The following is a 15,289-nucleotide window of genomic DNA, read 5'->3' as shown; positions in this document are numbered from 1 at the left end:
CTCGGGCAGTCCGGGCAAGGAATGTTCAGACTTACTTCATGCGGCGCATAAGAGATCAGGGAACATGCAGCGCGATCGGAAAGTCGCCGCACCCGGGCATGGGCGACAGGGGCAGTACCAAAGAATCAATGGCTGGCCTTGACCTTATTGCGCCGTGACATGGTGGAAACAATCGTCGTGGCGCGGCAAGGTAGTCATCCATGGCGCAGCTGCCGTAGTCATTAGGCGGCGCCACCAAATTCCGTTCGCATACTGGAGGAAGTAAACATGCTTCGTCGCATTGTCATCGGTGCGCTCGCCGCAGGAGCTTTCCTGGCCGCCTCGTCCACCGCCGCCTCTGCGGCCACGTGGGAAGGCGGCAACGACGACAACGTCGGCAACGCCAACAGCCCGGCGTCGATCGTCGTGCCGGTGCTCAACCACGCGCTCAACAACAACGAGGTTGACGTCCTGACGATCGCGCACCTGGAGCGCATCAACCTCAACCTGCTGACCAACAACACCAGCCTCACCGACGTCGAGGGCAACGACGGCTGAGTCCAGGCACCCTGACTAGCTCCCATTCCTGCCGGTGCGCCATTAACGGTTAACACCGGCGGGGGGCATCTTTCCGCGGGACGGTACCAACCTTCCCGATGCGGTACGAAGATGGACGAAGACGGGCACTCTTCGTCGCTCAGTCTAAAATTGCCCCCTGATCTCGCCCCCGCTCCGGGGAGCAGGATCAGGGGGCAATTTGCTGCCCGCTATCGGTCGTCACCACGAAGGTCCTCAACGGGGCGGACGGCGCCGACGAAACTCCTCCGATCGATCTTCTCGATGCGGACCGACGCCCCCGTGAACGGCGCCACGACCATCTGTTCGATGTTGATCGCCACGCCGACGTGGTCAGGCCCCCGGCGCTTGGCGTTCGTCTCGAAGAACGCGAGGTCACCAGGGCGCATCGCGCGCCGCGCGACTCGCGTCCCGGAACGCCACTGAGCGTAGGTGTCGGGACCGATGGAAATGCCGGCCTGGGCCCAGGCGTACTCGGTCAGGCCCGCGCAGTCGAACCCCTTGACGTTGCTGCCGCGCTTGATTCCGGTGGTCGCACCCCTCGGCCCTCCCCCGCCCCATACATAGGGTTCTCCGATGGCACTCAGCGCAGCCCTCGCGGCGACCCGGCCGCTGTCGTGGGCCATTCTCACGGTGCAGCCATAGCGCGTCAGATCGGCTTCGGTATCACTGCCGGCGATCGAACAGGCACGGTGGTCGTAGATGCGCTCATGGTCTGCTGGAGCGGGGCTCAATGACGCCGCCAAAAGCGCCGCCATCCCAATTGCCAGCACGTTGTCCACACCCTTCCTAGGCTAGAAAGTACCGTGGCGGTATGCCCGGATAGGTGCCGATATATTGTCACTTTTCAACCACGTGATGGCAAGCACGGACCGAGGTTTGCGAGATGGGAGGAAGGGCATTGATCCGATGCCACTCAGGCCGGAAGTCGGCCAATCTTCAAAAGAAAGGCAGGCAGCATTGCGCAATCTCACCATCGTCGCAACGCTGCTTACTTCCGTCATCTCATGCGTGGCGCTGGCCGATGAAGGCCGAGCACATTCAACGACCCGTGATCTCACCATTGACCTGACCGCCACGGGCGCGAGCGAATACAACATCGACCACGCCGGCCGAGGCTTGCGACTACCGGCCATGCAGCCCGAGCGCACCGCGACGACCAGCCAGACCGAAGGCTTCTACGTCACCCGAATAATCCGCGCGGACATGCGGGTCGCCCAGGTCAGGCCCTACCTGCACGCCCAGACGTCCACCGACTCCAGCGTGATGCTCGAGCTACGCGGCCAGCTCACCGGCGGAAAATGGACGGAATGGCGAGAAGCGTCAGCGGATGGTGAGGCGGTCGTCCTGCCTGCCGCCGCGGAGGGCGTGCAGGCCAGAATCACCCTGCTCCGTGACGAGGGCGCCCCCGGCCCCGAGGTGAAGAGCCTGCGCCTCGTCCTCATCGCCGATCAGAGCGCGATCGAGAGACGGCGCGATCGCAAGCCCGTTTCCAGTCGCGTGTTCGCCACCAGAATCGGACTGGTCGGCGGCACGACCGCGAACGGGCACATCATCCAGTCGTCAGACCGTTTCGTCGCCCTGCCTTCGCGGCGCGCGCTCAATATCGCGATCGACGAAAAAGCCTACGAAGTGCGGGTCTGCCACAAGAAGAAGTGCACGGTGGCGCCGGTGTGGGACGTCGGCCCGTGGAACATCCGCGACGACTACTGGAATGTGCGGTCCGTGCGCCAGATGTGGAAAGACCTCCCGCGCGGCCGGCCCCAGGCCGAAAGCGCCTACCTCCACAGATACAACCAAGGTCTCGACGACCGATCGAGAAAGGTCCTCAACCCAGCCGGCATCGACCTCGCTGACGAGATCTTCTGGAAGGATCTCGGCATGACCACCAACGGCTGGGTCAAGGTTACATACTTGTGGACTGGTGCGGACTCACAAGCATGAAGAGGGCCCGGCTCTTTCTGCATCCAGACTTGAGGAAGGCATTTCAAGTCCGATGCACCGCCGGGCCCAGGATGGAAGGGAAAGCCCATCCGCGTGGCGGGCGACCACACAGAGAACTGTAGCCCATCCTTTCGGCCGGATGGCCGACATGGTGATTCCTGGAGATTGTCTAGACCGCTGCTCGACAAGGAGATAGGCAATCGTCCCGTGAGCGATTAGCTGGCTTTATATAGGGCCGCTCCGTGGTCGGCGCTATCGGCGAAGGGTGACGCGGTAGTCCTCCACCTCGCCCGTGGCGGCCCAGCCCGAGGGCGAGGTCAGGGTCTCCGGGCTCGCGGCGGTGCGCAGCCGCACCCACGTCGGCCCGTGCTTCACCTCGCGCGGTGCGGTCCACGTCAGCACGGGCCTGGACGAGCCGGCCGGCGCCGAGACCGATGCCCTCTCCGAGGGCTGGAAGACACCGTCGCGGTTGAAGTCGATCCACCCGGCCAGGACGGCTGCCGAGGCGCTTCTCATCGGCACCGACAGCCGGATGCGCTCGCCCTGCTGCGCCCTGAGCGTGCCATCAGGGAGAACGCCTGTCGCGGCGTCGTCGACGTCGGTGGCGACTCGCCTCGGCGTGAAGCTGATGGTGTCGGGGAGGTCCGCCGTGACGTCAGGTCCGATCGACAGGGCCGAGATCGAGTGGGTCGCCGCTCCGTACGACGCCGGTGCGTCCGACGCGTCCTCTTCGAAGGTGATGCGGAAGACGCCCCAGACGAAAGGATCGCCGGCGGGCAGTCCGCGGCGGACGTTGCGGGCGAGAAGGTCCAGCGTGAATGACGAGATCATGCCGTTGACCTGGGCAGTTCCGCACATGTAGACGACGCCGCAGGTCGTCTCCTGCTCGGGGCCGACGGCCGTGGGGGCGATGACCTGGGGGCTGACCTCGAAGCCGGGGAAGCCCGCCACCTTGGTGAAAGTGGGGCTGCCGGCGTTGCTCTGCGCCAGGCGCAGTCCTGGCCAGTAGTCTTCGCGGTTCCCTGCCTTGTCGGCGCTGGCGCCTCCCGTCCCTGCGACGTGAAGGCGCGGGTTGCGCACCGGCTTGGAGAAGGTGAACGTCAGGCTCGCGACGTCGGTCCAGCCGTTGGGCCGCACCCGGAAGCCTTCGTACAGGTCGCTGATTCCCGCGGCTGCTTTTGCGTTGACCGGAATCAGATACTCGTCGGCGGGTGCTTTCGCGTTGGCCGGCAGAACATCGGCCTGCGAGATCCGGGTGCCCGTGGCCATTTTCTTGGTGACCGTCATCGTGATGCCCGAGGGCGCGACCGCGCGGGCTCGCTCCGGTGAATTGACCATGGCCCACGGAGGAGTGGTGGAGTCCCCTGCGGCGGATGCGATGGAGGCTGGTGTTGCGGCCACAAGAACTGTTGACATCAGGATGACCATGGATCGCGAGAATCCATTCCACTGGTAATGCAATCTGGTTACCCTTTCAGGCGTGCGCGGTGCTCATGTCGGCTTCGCTTGGAATGCTGCCCGGTGTCCATCCGCCAAGCAACCGAATGGGCGGTGCAGCGACATAAAGTTCTGGCAAGCGGTGATCGCCGATGATTTGTTTCGGCGTTGACGTTCGCGGGGTCCGCAGGCTAGACATTTCAATAGCGCGGATCGGCTCAATGCGAAATACGCGAGAGCGCGGAGCTGCCCCTTCTGAGAAGGCTGCCAAATCTAGCGTCCGCCTTCTCCGGCTTCTAGCACCGATGCCGCCGTGGCGTGTTGCCCCGGCGTAATCGCTGAGGCCCTAGCGGCGATACACGGCCACGGAGTCGATGTGAAACGCGAACGGGCTGGACGTCTGGGGCGAAGCGTGAAGCCGCCCATCGTCGACGGACAAGTTGATGATCAAGTGCGCCCGAAAGCGCGGCCCGACGCCGAACCGGTCGGCGAACACCACTCTCATGCGCCCCCGGGTGGACCCGACATACCAGGTCACCTGACGACGTCCGAGGTGAACGGCCACGTTCAGCCATTTCCCCCGGTCGACGACCGCGGGGTCGGTCCAGTACTTCCCGTCACCGCGGAAGTGATTGACGAACTCCAGCGTGTGCGGCCGATCGGAGTGCCATTCGAAGAGGTCGACCTCGTTGCCCCCCTCCCGCCACGTCCAGATCCCCGGCCAGGCCCCGGCGTTCGAGCGGGGCAGCCTGACGCGGGCCATGACGAGGTCGTCCGTGGTCACCTCGAACCCGAGCCCGCCGGAGCTGCAGGAGTCGCCGCTGGTCACGAGCCCGGTCTGCCATCGCCCGTCCCGGGCCGGCGAGGCGGTGATGCGCAGCTTGCCGTCGGAGAAGTCGAGCGCGCGCTTGGACAGGAGGTCCAGCTTGTAGTTGTCAGGGTTGGTCCGGCAGTCAGGGTAGGCGCCGGTCTGCCATCCCCAGGGCTGGGCGGGCCCTACTCGCCCGTGCGTGAACGGTTCGTCGAGGACCAGCCGGCGCCCCAGCCACGGTTGCGGCCCTGATCCGGCGGCCTGGTCCTGCACGGGCGGGAAGCCTGTGGTTCCGAGTGTGCTTTTCGCCGGTCCCAGGGCGTCCTCGCGGAAGCCGGCCAGACCACAGGCGGAGGTGGTGAGCACCAGCAGGACCATCGCCGCGACGTGCGCCAGGTACAGGCGTTCGTGGGTGGCTTGCGAGAGGAGCCAGGAGGTAAGGCTGGCAGGATTCACGCTACTCCCGGTAGTCAGCGGCGCTCCTGCATGGCGGCGACGGGGCACGCGGCAGGGAACTGGGGCGACCGGAGGCGCTGGGCGCTGGATGAGCGCGGAGCGTAGCACAGGGTTCCGGCCTGCCCGGGGTGAACCGCGGGGTGGTCGGCCGAGCCCGGAGTCGATGATCAGGCCCCCGGGGCGACGGCGAATGTTGCCAGGCACAGTCGCCGTCGGCCCCAGGATGGATAAGCCATGACGAAGTGAGACCACCGAGTGAGAGTGAAGCGGGCACCTTCACCACTCTCGGTGGTTCGCACTGTCAAGATCTCTTTCGTTCTGGCCGTGGTTGGGTCTCCGCGGCCGGATGCGGGTCTGCAAGGAACTCTGCCAGTCCCGCGGGAGGTGCTGAAGCCACCTTCGCTTCGCGCTCGACAACAGGCACCGTGTCGTTGCTGCGGCGACGATGGTGGCTTTCAAGGCCGTCTGGCCGGAGACGACGAACGTTCCGGACTCAGCCGAGCCTTGACGTCTCAGGAGCCGCCGAGGTTCGGCAGGCCGCCGGTCGAGCTGGTCGTCTTCTCCAGCGTGTCCCCGAGGACGTTGGGAACACCCTCGGTCTGGGCCAGCGGGGTCGACAGCGGGTTTTCGACGAGCGGGGCGATCTCGTCGATCGGAACGTCTGTCTTCTCCGACCTCTGGGGCTGGATCGCCGGGGCCCCGAGAGCGGGCTCGAGCTCGCCGGCCACCGCGTCCGGCACCGCAGACTTGAGCGCGTCAGTGGGCCCGTTCAGCAGTTCGCCGGCGGGCAGAGCGGCGACCTGACCGGTGGCGGTCCTCGCCATGAAGGAGGCCTGGTCGGTGTGAGCGGCCAGGCGGTCGGTGACCTGCGGGACGGCCGCACCGGTCAGCGGCGCCAGGGCCGGCGAGGTCGTGAGCGCGTCGGCGCGACCCGTCACGGCCCCGAACATGCCGGGCATGGGGTCGGCCTCGTGGCTGAGCCCGACGATCTCGCGGCCGTCGAGCAGGGCCAGGCGCATGGGGGCGCTCGATGCTCCGGTCAGCCCGTCGGCCTTGGTCCAGGGCATCACACCGGCGGTGCGCGCCGCCTCGTCCAGCGGCAGTCCGTTGCGGAAGGCACCCTGGGGCAGGAGCCGGGCGGCGCCGTCGAGGGACTGGGCAGCCCCGTCGGCCGAACTGGTGAGCCCGTCCAGGGGGCTCTTGCTGCCGGTCAGAGAGGTGACCGGGCTGGTGAGCGACATGATCGGGTTCTGGCCGCCCTTGCCGCCGCCGAGCAGGCTGCCGCCTCCGCCGAGCAGACCGCTGACCGGGTCTCCTGCGTCGTTCACGGACAGGGCCTGGGCGGGGCCGGCCAATGCTGCGGCCATTCCAAGGCACGCAACTGCCATGGACGCACCCTTGAGTACGCGATTCATATTTGCCTTTCCGGCGCTGTGATCGATTTCATTCATCACGAAGCGTGACTCGCGAACCGATTACTCCGAATACCGCGACGCTGATCCTGCGGGCACTACGCAATGAGCGCTGCGGTCGAGCTACCCGAGAAGTTCTATCACCGCCTCTCCGCGACAATCGCCGCCCTTGAACGAAGCGAGAACAGGCTTTGACTTCATTGCCTTGTATGCGCACGGCCGAATGCGGGCGCTGATCATGCTTGGCCCAAATCGGACAACGCACCCAGAAACAGTGTCGACGACTAGACACGCCATCTGGGACGCGTATTGCGAGGCCCGCCCTGAAAGGAGGGGTGAGCTGCACCTTCAGCGCGAGAAGGTAGCACTTACCCGGATATATCCCGTCATTCGAAAGGTAAGTGATATTCGACTACGGAACGGGACCCCCGATGGAGATGAATGCGCAGCTCGACCCGAGAATGTTCGGCGCCACTCCCCGACCCACCGAATTTCCCCAAACCCAGCAATGGAGAAATGTTTGCCGACAACTGAATATTTCGCAGACCGTCGATAAGTCACAGTTGCCGTTCGCGCAGATATCATCTCAATGATCTTGGGATGCGAATGACTCCTATTCTTTCCTGTCCTCGCGCCAGCACCTGAGAGAAACCCTCGACTCCCTGGCCTACCGCGACCAGCACTGCTGTAGCGCCGGCATGTGACCGCGATCTTTGGAGACAACAGATGGCCATTGCTGTTGGCACCAGCGACCCAGCCGAAGGTATGCCGGGCCCCTCTTCGACGCCGGGAACCCCCTCGATGCTCCCGGTCCCGCGACCGGCCCGGCGAACACGACAGGTGGTGCGCACACTCGCCCGCAACAGCTGGGTCTTCTGCCGGGAGGGCGCCTGCCTCCTGTCCGCCGCCGCTCTCACCGGGTGGACCACCACCAACTCGCTGGTCGCGATCACGCTTGTCTACTCCCTGGTCATCCTCGTCACCCCGCCCCGATCGAGCACCGCGATGGTGCGGTTCGCGCCCGGCTGGCTGGTGGCGGCGTTGTGCGCGCTGAGCCTCGAGTCCTGGATGTACGCGTCCGTTCCGGCCGGCCCGTCCGCGACCTGGTTCCTGACGGGCGTGGGCTACGTGGTGCTCACGGGTCTGGTGCGCGGGGTGGAAGCCGCCAGGACCTCCCTGCTGCGCAGGAGCCACCCCCGCCGGACGGTCATCGTCGCCGAGGGCGAGCACGGCATGGCCCTGGCGCAGATGCTCCAGCGATGCCCGGAGTACGGGATGGAGCCGGTCGCCGTGGTGGACAGCGGCGAGAGCGATGTCGAGGTGGTCCCGGGATCGCCGCTGCAGAAGTCCGATTGCCTGCAGGCCGTACGGCGCTCCGCCGCGAGCGTCGTCCTGCTGGCGGGGCGGCCGGCTCTCTCCCGGGCGGAGCTGCAAGATCTCAGCCGGGACGGATGCCAGGTCATGTTCGCGCCGGAGCCCGGCGACTTCGTCCAGGACTTCGTTCCGACCGGCCGGGAGGTGGGCAGTTTCCCCCTGCTGGCCCTGTCGCCCTCCGCGCCGAGACGGCCCTGGTGGATGGTCAAGCGGGTGTGCGACGTCACTCTGGCGTCGCTGCTCCTGCTCGTGTGCGCGCCCGTTCTCGGGGCATGCCTGCTGGCCGCCTGGGTCGAGGGCGGCAGGGGCGTGCTGTTCCGTCAGGTGCGCATCGGCATGAACGGCCGTCCCTTCGAGATGCTGAAGATCCGGACCCTCAAGCAGACCAGCGCCCACGATTCGGCGACCAGGTGGACGGCGGGCGAGTCGACCCGCACCGGCCCGATCGGCGGCTTCCTGCGCCGCACCTCGCTCGACGAGCTGCCGCAGCTGTGGAACGTCGTCACCGGGAAGATGTCCCTGGTAGGGCCCCGACCGGAGCGTCCCTTCTTCGTGGCCCAGTTCTCCCGGCAGATTCCTCACTACGAGCGGCGCCACCGCGTGCCCGTCGGGATCACCGGGTGGGCGCAGGTCCACGGCCTTCGGGGTGACACCTCCATCGCCGAGCGGGCGCGCCTGGACAACTACTACATCGACAAGTGGTCGCTCGCCCTGGACCTGAAGATCATCATCAGGACGATCGGCTGCGTGCTCCGGCTGGGCGGGGCGTAGTGCCCCCGATGCAGCCTGGTGTGGTCGACCCCGTGAAGGCACCCCCTGCGTTGCGGCCACGATGGCTGCGGCCGAGCTGGTTCGCCGTCGTGACGGTGGGGCTGGTGTGCCTGCCGCCAGGTCGCTCCCAGCTCGGGGCCTCCTTCACCGTCACCCCCGCGGACATCGCTGCGGGGGTGCTGGTCGCCGTGGCCGGGTGGAGCGCGCTCGTTCACCGGCAGCGTCCGCCCAAGGGCGTCGTCCTGCTGCTTCTGCCCGCGATCGCCGTCGTCGTGGCGACGCTCGCCTCCGCCGACCTGGCCACCTCGTTGCCCGGGCTCGTCCGCTACCTGGAAGTCTTCGTCCTCGTTCCCCTGGCCGTGGCCGTCGTCGTGCGCGACGCCTTCGACCTGCGCCTGGTGGCAGGGGCCGTCCTGTTCGCCGCCCTGATCCAGGCCGCGGTGGGCTGCTGGCAGTCGGCCACCGAGAGCGGCGCCTCCTACGCGGGGCTGTCGATTCGCGCGGTCGGCACCTTCGGCTCGTCCGACATCATGGGCATGTCGACCGTCGTCAGCTACGGATTCGTCATCGCGCTGGCCGTCGCCCTGTCGCAGCAGGGCTGGATCCGCACCGCCGCCGTCGTCGTGGTCGCCTTCCTGTCCGTTGCGCTCCTTCTGTCCCTGAGCCGGGGTGCTTGGCTGGCGTGCCTCATGGCGGCCTGCATCATGCTGATCCTGTCGGGGTGGCGCAAGCTGCTGGGCGTGGTCTGTCTCGCCGGTTTGGTGGTGGGTGCGGGCCTGGCCGGCGGGTGGGGATCGGCGACGCTCAAGGAACGAGTGGAGTCGCTGGCCTCGGTCTCCTCGCAACCCGACCAGTCCGTCAACGACAGGTACGGGCTGTGGGAGGCCGCGACGGGAATCTGGCGAGATCATCCCATCGTGGGCGTGGGCCCGCGCGGGTTCGTCGCCTTCAGGGATACCTACGCCCCCTTGCAGGTCTCGGCCGGCAGTGACATCGCCGATCCGGTCAACGGGTTCCAGCGCCAGGAGCTCCGCTCGCCGCACAACATGTACCTGCTGGTCCTGAGCGAGCAGGGACTGATCGGGCTCCTGGCCTTCGTCCTGTTGTGGGGCGGACTGCTGGTGTACACCCTCAGACGAAGGTCACTCATCGACTCGGCTCCCGAACGCGCCGCGACGCTGGCGGCGATCGGCCTGCTGGCCTGGCAGTCCACCAACTTCCTCTACTCCGACATCGGCGGACCACCCACCGTCGCCATGTCGATCATGCTTGGCCTGCTGGCCTGCTGGGCCCTGGGCACCTGGGCCCGGGGCACGAAGGCGGCGGTATGAAGGTGATCGCCGACGTCAAGGGGTCGCAGTCCCGCGAGAGCAGGGTGGTGGCCCGCGCGACCACCGTGACCACCCTGCTGTTCATCGCCGGGACGGCCTCCGGGTTCGCCCGGGACCTCCTGCTGGCCAACCTCTTCGGCGCCGGGGCGGGCACCGACGCCTTCATGGTCGCCTGGAGCGTTCCGGAGACCGCCGCGCCCCTCCTCATCGAGGGCGCGCTGGCGTTCCTGCTCATCCCCTACTTCAGCCGCGCGGTCGAGGCCGGCCAGTCGCTGAACCACGTCGTCTGGGCCACGCTGCCGAAGGCGGCGATCGCGCTGGTCCTGCTGACCGGCGCCACGGCCGCGGCCGCGCCGCTGATCACCCGCGCCATCGCCCCGGGAATGCAAGAGCACGCCCTGGCCAGCCACGCCATGCAGGTCATCTCCCTGACCGTTCTCGGCTTCGGGCTCGCCGGGCTGTGCAGCGCCGCGCTGCGCACCCAGAAGATCTTCGGCCCGGCGGCGGCGATCTATCTCGTCTACAACGCCGCCATCATCGCCTGCATCGCCGTCGGCCACGACCGCTGGGGCATCATCTGCGCGGCCTACGGGGTCGCCCTCGGCAGCCTGCTCATGGTGCTGATCCAGACTCCGGCGCTCCTCACCCACGTCGGGCCGCCGGTCCGCAGCAGGCACCACACGGCCATCCCCTGGATGTTGTTCGCGCCCATCGCGGCCTTCACCCTCGTACGGCAGGCGCAGGTGTTCGTGGAACGCTTCGTCGGCTCCTCGCTCCCCCCTGGTTCGATCTCCTATCTCAACTACGCCCAGAAGATCGCCCAGGTGCCCATGGTGGCCTCCCTGGTCCTCGCCACGATCTCCTTCCCCCTCCTGGCCCGCAGCCTGGCCGCGGGCGACCACGCGACGGCGGCCAGGCGCGTCATGGCCGACGCCCGCGTGGCGGCCACCCTCGTCCTGCTGGCCACCGCCTTCTTCGTGGCCCACGCGCCCGACGTGGTGGGCCTGCTGCTGGAGCACGGCGCCTTCACCGCCGCCGACACCGAGGCGACGGCCTGGAGCCTGCGCCTGTACTGCCTCGGTCTGATGGGCCAGGCCCTGGTCGGGGTGCTGTGCCGGGTCTACTTCTGCGGGACGCGACCCGCCTGGTATCCGGCGCTCGTCATGTCGGCCGGGCTGATCGTGACGGGACTGGCCGCTCCCCTCCTGGCGGCGCCCCTGGGAGTGGGCGGCATCGCGCTGGCCAACGCGGCCGGGATCTCGCTGACCGCGCTGCTGCTGCTGCGCGGGATGCGGGCGCCCATCCCTGAGTTCTCCCAGGCCGCGCTCATGGGGACGCTGGCGCGGCTCAGCGTGGCGGCGGCGGCCGCCGCCGGTGGGGCGTTCCTGCTCCGTCCTGTCTCCGCGACGTGGCCCCTGGCCGTGGCGGTGCCGTTCGAAGCGGTCGTGACGACCGCGCTGTTCGCGGTCGGCGCGGTCCTGACCGGTCGCCGACGGGATCTCAGCCTTGTGCTGAGACGAGGTGAGGAGTCGTGACCATGAGTCCAACCAGGCAACAGGTCCTCATGTACCACTCGGTCGACGATTACCAAGAGGACCCGTATTCCATCACGGTCAAGCCGTGGCGCTTCAGGGCGCAGATGTCGTGGCTGAAGCGGCACCGGCTCCGTGGCGTCAGCATGAAGGAGCTCCTGCGGGCTCAGCGGGCATCGCGTGCCGACCGGCTCGTCGGCCTGACCTTCGACGACGGATACGCCGACTTCGTCACCCACGCCCTGCCGGTGCTCCTGGAGCACGACTTCACGGCGACCGTGTTCGCCGTCACCTCCCGCCTGGGCGGCGACAACAGCTGGGATCCCCTCGGACCGCGCAAGCCCCTGATGGACGCCCGGCAGCTGCGGGCGATCGCCGATCACGGCATGGAGGTCGGTTCGCACACCCAGACCCATCTGTCGCTTCCTGGCGCGACCGCGGCCGAGATCCGCGCAGAGGTGGAGGACAGCCGCATGCACCTGAGCGCCGTCCTCGGCCGCGAGGTGAGCGGCCTGGCCTACCCCTACGGCCACGCCGACCAGGCCGCGATCGACGCCGTACGCGCCGCCGGCTACAGCTATGCCTGCGGCATCAAGCCCGGCGCGGCCGACCCCTTCTGCCTGCCGCGGACCCACGTCGGCGACCGGGACCGCTATCTGCGGCTCAAGGCGAAGCGGGCGCTGCATCGCTGGACCTGGGGACGCCGGCGATGAAGATCCTGCATGTCATCACCGGCCTGGAGGCCGGCGGCGCGGAACGCCAGCTGCGCGACCTCGTGGCGCACCATCGCTTCACGCCGGAAGTGGCGGTCCTCACCAGGCCGGGGCTGATCAGCCACGTCATCCAGGCGGACGGGGTCAAGGTCCATCACCTCGGCATGAAGAACAACCGGGACCTGCGGGTCCTGGTGCCCCTGTGGCGCCTGGTGCGCAGCGGCGGCTACGACGTGATCCACACCCATCTGTTCCGGGCGGGTCTGTACGGCCGGCTCGCCGCCTGGATGGCCGGGACCTCCGTCGTCGTCGCCAGCGAGCACTCCATCGGGGAACAGCACTTCGAGGGGCGTCCCATCACCGGCGCCATCCGCGCGCTGACCCGCGCCGGGGAGCGGCTGGGCAACGTGACCATCGCCGTCTCGTCGGCCGCCGCCCGCCGGCTGACCGGTTGGGGCATTCCCGCCGAGCGCATCGAGGTGATCGCCAACGGCGTCGACGCGAAGGCCTTCGCCTTCGATGCGGTCGTACGGCAGAGCACACGGGCCCAGCTGACGATCCCCTCCGGCGCCGTCGTCGTGGGCGCGGTCGGCAGGCTGGAGCCGGGCAAACGGTTCGATGTGCTCATCGAGGCCATCGCGACGATTCCCGACACGGTGCTGCTCCTGGTGGGCGACGGGCCGGAGCGCACCACGCTGGTCGAGCACGCCCGCCGCCTGGGCATCCTCCATCGCGTCATCCTGACCGGCGCGAGCGACGAGGTGCCGGCGTTGTTGTCGGCAATGGACATCTTCGCCGCCCCCTCCCAGGAGGAGACCTTCGGCCTGGCGGTCGTCGAGGCGATGGCCTGCGGCCTGCCCGTTCTCTACAGCGCCTGCCCGGCGCTGGAGGAGCTGCCGGCGGACGCGGCACCGGGCGCCCGGCGCCTGCCGTCCGCCGCCGAGCCCTATCGCAGCGCCATCGGCGACCTGATCAACACCGGGATCTCACGGCTGCCGCCTTCACCGGCAGTCGCCCACTACAGCATCGAACTCCATGTGGAGCGTGTCGAGGCGCTGTACACCCGCGTCCGCGACCAGCGGTCGAAAGTCATCTCGCCGGCAGGGAGAAAGCAATGATGGTTTTTGTACGCCGCGCGTCGGCTCTGGGGCGGCGATGGTGGCCGCAGGGCTGTGCCGTGATCCTGGGCCTGTGCGGAGGCTTGTTGTACAACGCGCTGTCGGTGCCCAGCTATTCTGCCCAGGCCCACGTCGTCGTGGTGGCCAACGATCGGTCCCTGCCCGAGCAGACGACGAGCTTCGCGCAGGCTTACACGCGGATCGCCACCCAGCCCACCATCATCCGCGCCGCGCTCCGTCCTGAGCTGCCGGCCAAGACCGTCAGCCAGCTGCAGCGCAGCATGCGGGTGTCGACCTCGCCCGACGCCCCGCTCATCGGGTTGTCGGTGTCCGCTCCCCGGGCGGATCAGGCCGCCGCCCAGGCCAACGCCCTGGCCACGGCCCTGATCAACTACGCGGCCACGCACGTCAAGGACACCGGGGTGCGGATCGCGAGCCTGACTCCCGCCATGCCCCCGGAGGAGAAGGCCGGACTCGACGGATGGCTCGTCGTCGTCGTGGGCGGCGCGCTTGGCCTCCTCCTGGGCGCCCTGTTCTACCTGGTCTCACCGCCCCGCCGTACGGGTGGCATGAAGGGCTCCTCGGGTCGCGGCCAGCAGAACCCCCGGGCCCGCCCGGCCAAGCGGACGGTTCAGGCATGAGCACGGACACCCACCTGTCCCCGCGGCCCGCCGCGCCCGGCCGGCTCGGCCGGCGCGCCCTCCTGATCACCGAGGGCTCCCAGCTGCAGGCGCTCAAGCTGGAGTGGGACGCGCTGTATCTGCGCTGCCCCACGGCGACGCCCTTCCAGTCGCACTCCTGGGTGAGCTCCTGGTGGCGCCACTACGGGGGGCGCGAACAGCTCTTCGTCCTGCTCGTGACCGACGACTCGACCCAGGACCTTCGGGGCGTGCTCGCGCTCACCAGGTCGTACCGGTGGGGATGCCGGGTCCTGCGCCCGGTGGCCGCCCACCTGACGGACTACACGGACATCCTGCTGGATCCCCTCGATCCGGGCGCGTTCGCCCAGGCGGCCGCGGACGCGCTCCTGAGGGTGCGGGGCTGGGACGCCATGGACTTCCCGGAAGTGCGCCCTGGCAGCGCGCTGGAGTCGGTGCTCGCCTGCTGGCCGCGACGCCACTGGACCATGGACGCCTCCGCCTGCCTGTCCATGCCGGCCCGCCCGCTGACGGAGCAGCTGGCCTGCCTGAGCGGCCGCAACGCGAGCAACCTGCGCCGGGCCCTGCGCAAGGTGGACGGGCTGGGGGTGCACGTCACCCATGTCGACGCCGAGCAGGTGCCGGCCGCCATGGGCCAGCTGCTGGAGCTGCACGCCCGGCAGTGGGCCGGGCGGGCCATCAACCAGGAGCACCTGCGCCCGCGTTTCCACCGGCACCTCACGCAGGCCGCCACGGAGCTCGTCGCCTCCGGCAGCGCCGCGCTGACGCAGTTCCGGGTGGGCGAGCGCCTGGTCGCGGCGGACTTCCGCATCATCGGCACGGATTTCGCGGGCGGGTACCTCTACGGCGCCGATCCCTGGCTTCGCACGACCGGCATCGACACCTTCGCCATGATCTTGCACCATGGCCTGCTTCACGCCAGCGAGCAGGGCCTGACCACGTTGAGCCTGCTGCGCGGCGCCGAACCGCACAAGATCAAGTGGGGGGCGGAGCCCATCCAGAACCACCGCATGATCTTCGCTCGGACCGCGCGGGCAGGCGGCTACGTGGCGGCCGTCAAGGCGCGCCTCCATGCCGCGCGGACTCTCAAGCAGCACTTTCCCCGCCTGGCCGGCGTCAGGGCGGCTTCGCCCGCCTCCCCGCCTTCCCCGCACTAAGGACGGTTTCATGGCTGCT

At 68.3% G+C, this 15,289-nt stretch carries 13 protein-coding genes; 9 read left to right on the top strand and 4 right to left on the bottom strand.

Annotated elements, in window-relative coordinates; genetic code table 11:
• Positions 1-267 precede the first annotated feature (267 nt).
• A complete protein-coding gene (locus ACIBH1_RS25465; protein ID WP_397316418.1) occupies positions 268-537 on the top strand; it encodes a hypothetical protein in 270 nt (89 codons plus the stop codon).
• A gap of 209 nt (positions 538-746) precedes the next feature.
• Here the strand turns inward: ACIBH1_RS25465 and ACIBH1_RS25460 are convergent, their stop codons facing one another.
• Positions 747-1,337 (bottom strand): C40 family peptidase, encoded by a 591-nt coding sequence (locus ACIBH1_RS25460; protein ID WP_397316417.1) that lies wholly within the window; start codon positions 1,335-1,337, stop codon positions 747-749.
• Between the two features lie 178 nt (positions 1,338-1,515).
• On the opposite strand from ACIBH1_RS25460, the gene ACIBH1_RS25455 reads away from it, so the two are divergent.
• Positions 1,516-2,499, top strand: coding sequence for a hypothetical protein (locus ACIBH1_RS25455; protein ID WP_397316415.1), 984 nt, complete (start codon positions 1,516-1,518; stop codon positions 2,497-2,499).
• 252 nt (positions 2,500-2,751) lie between these two features.
• Here ACIBH1_RS25455 and ACIBH1_RS25450 read toward each other — a convergent pair whose 3' ends face one another.
• From ACIBH1_RS25450 to ACIBH1_RS25440, 3 genes are all read right to left on the bottom strand, one after another.
• A complete protein-coding gene (locus ACIBH1_RS25450) occupies positions 2,752-3,915 on the bottom strand; it encodes a GEVED domain-containing protein (protein ID WP_397316414.1) in 1,164 nt (387 codons plus the stop codon).
• A gap of 367 nt (positions 3,916-4,282) precedes the next feature.
• Positions 4,283-5,203: a hypothetical protein gene (locus tag ACIBH1_RS25445; RefSeq protein WP_397316413.1), complete on the bottom strand. Its 921-nt coding sequence runs from the start codon at positions 5,201-5,203 to the stop codon at positions 4,283-4,285.
• A gap of 512 nt (positions 5,204-5,715) precedes the next feature.
• Entirely contained in the window at positions 5,716-6,570 is an 855-nt protein-coding gene (locus ACIBH1_RS25440; protein WP_397316412.1) for a hypothetical protein, read from the bottom strand.
• An 888-nt stretch (positions 6,571-7,458) separates the two neighbouring features.
• On the opposite strand from ACIBH1_RS25440, the gene ACIBH1_RS25435 reads away from it, so the two are divergent.
• The 7 genes from ACIBH1_RS25435 to ACIBH1_RS25405 are packed head-to-tail and all read left to right on the top strand — an operon-like array spanning position 7,459 to position 15,270.
• Positions 7,459-8,760, top strand: a complete 1,302-nt coding sequence (locus ACIBH1_RS25435) for a sugar transferase (RefSeq protein ID WP_397316411.1) — start codon at positions 7,459-7,461, stop codon at positions 8,758-8,760.
• 32 nt (positions 8,761-8,792) lie between these two features.
• Positions 8,793-10,091 (top strand): O-antigen ligase family protein, encoded by a 1,299-nt coding sequence (locus ACIBH1_RS25430; RefSeq protein ID WP_397316410.1) that lies wholly within the window; start codon positions 8,793-8,795, stop codon positions 10,089-10,091.
• Positions 10,088-11,626 (top strand): lipid II flippase MurJ, encoded by a 1,539-nt coding sequence (locus tag ACIBH1_RS25425; protein ID WP_397316409.1) that lies wholly within the window; start codon positions 10,088-10,090, stop codon positions 11,624-11,626. Before ACIBH1_RS25430 ends, ACIBH1_RS25425 begins: the two co-directional genes overlap by 4 nt.
• 2 nt (positions 11,627-11,628) lie before the next feature.
• On the top strand, positions 11,629-12,336 hold the full coding sequence (locus ACIBH1_RS25420) for a polysaccharide deacetylase family protein (RefSeq protein WP_397316407.1): 708 nt from the start codon (positions 11,629-11,631) through the stop codon (positions 12,334-12,336).
• On the top strand, positions 12,333-13,454 hold the full coding sequence (locus ACIBH1_RS25415; RefSeq protein WP_397316406.1) for a glycosyltransferase: 1,122 nt from the start codon (positions 12,333-12,335) through the stop codon (positions 13,452-13,454). The genes ACIBH1_RS25420 and ACIBH1_RS25415 overlap by 4 nt, the downstream gene beginning before the upstream one ends.
• The gene (locus ACIBH1_RS25410) at positions 13,451-14,095 is read left to right on the top strand and encodes a hypothetical protein (protein WP_397316405.1); all 645 of its coding nucleotides are present in this window, start codon (positions 13,451-13,453) and stop codon (positions 14,093-14,095) included. The genes ACIBH1_RS25415 and ACIBH1_RS25410 overlap by 4 nt, the downstream gene beginning before the upstream one ends.
• Positions 14,092-15,270, top strand: coding sequence for a GNAT family N-acetyltransferase (locus ACIBH1_RS25405; protein WP_397316404.1), 1,179 nt, complete (start codon positions 14,092-14,094; stop codon positions 15,268-15,270). The genes ACIBH1_RS25410 and ACIBH1_RS25405 overlap by 4 nt, the downstream gene beginning before the upstream one ends.
• The last annotated feature ends 19 nt before the right edge of the window (positions 15,271-15,289 follow it).

The sequence above is a fragment of the Nonomuraea sp. NPDC050663 genome, from assembly GCF_044456985.1.
Taxonomy (GTDB): Bacteria; Actinomycetota; Actinomycetes; order Streptosporangiales; family Streptosporangiaceae; genus Nonomuraea.
Note: the sequence above shows the minus strand (reverse complement) of the source record. Positions and strands in the feature narration are given on the sequence as shown.

Bases quoted from the DNA above. Each gene is read 5' to 3' on its own strand.
- ACIBH1_RS25420 (WP_397316407.1), top strand. From the start codon at position 11,629: ATGAGTCCAACCAGGCAACAGGTCCTCATGTACCACTCGGTCGACGAT.
- ACIBH1_RS25405 (WP_397316404.1), top strand. From the start codon at position 14,092: ATGAGCACGGACACCCACCTGTCCCCGCGGCCCGCCGCGCCCGGCCGG.
- ACIBH1_RS25425 (WP_397316409.1), top strand. From the start codon at position 10,088: ATGAAGGTGATCGCCGACGTCAAGGGGTCGCAGTCCCGCGAGAGCAGG.
- ACIBH1_RS25440 (WP_397316412.1), bottom strand. From the start codon at position 6,570: ATGGCCGCAGCATTGGCCGGCCCCGCCCAGGCCCTGTCCGTGAACGAC.
- ACIBH1_RS25465 (WP_397316418.1), top strand. From the start codon at position 268: ATGCTTCGTCGCATTGTCATCGGTGCGCTCGCCGCAGGAGCTTTCCTG.
- ACIBH1_RS25410 (WP_397316405.1), top strand. From the start codon at position 13,451: ATGATGGTTTTTGTACGCCGCGCGTCGGCTCTGGGGCGGCGATGGTGG.
- ACIBH1_RS25450 (WP_397316414.1), bottom strand. From the start codon at position 3,915: ATGTCAACAGTTCTTGTGGCCGCAACACCAGCCTCCATCGCATCCGCC.
- ACIBH1_RS25415 (WP_397316406.1), top strand. From the start codon at position 12,333: ATGAAGATCCTGCATGTCATCACCGGCCTGGAGGCCGGCGGCGCGGAA.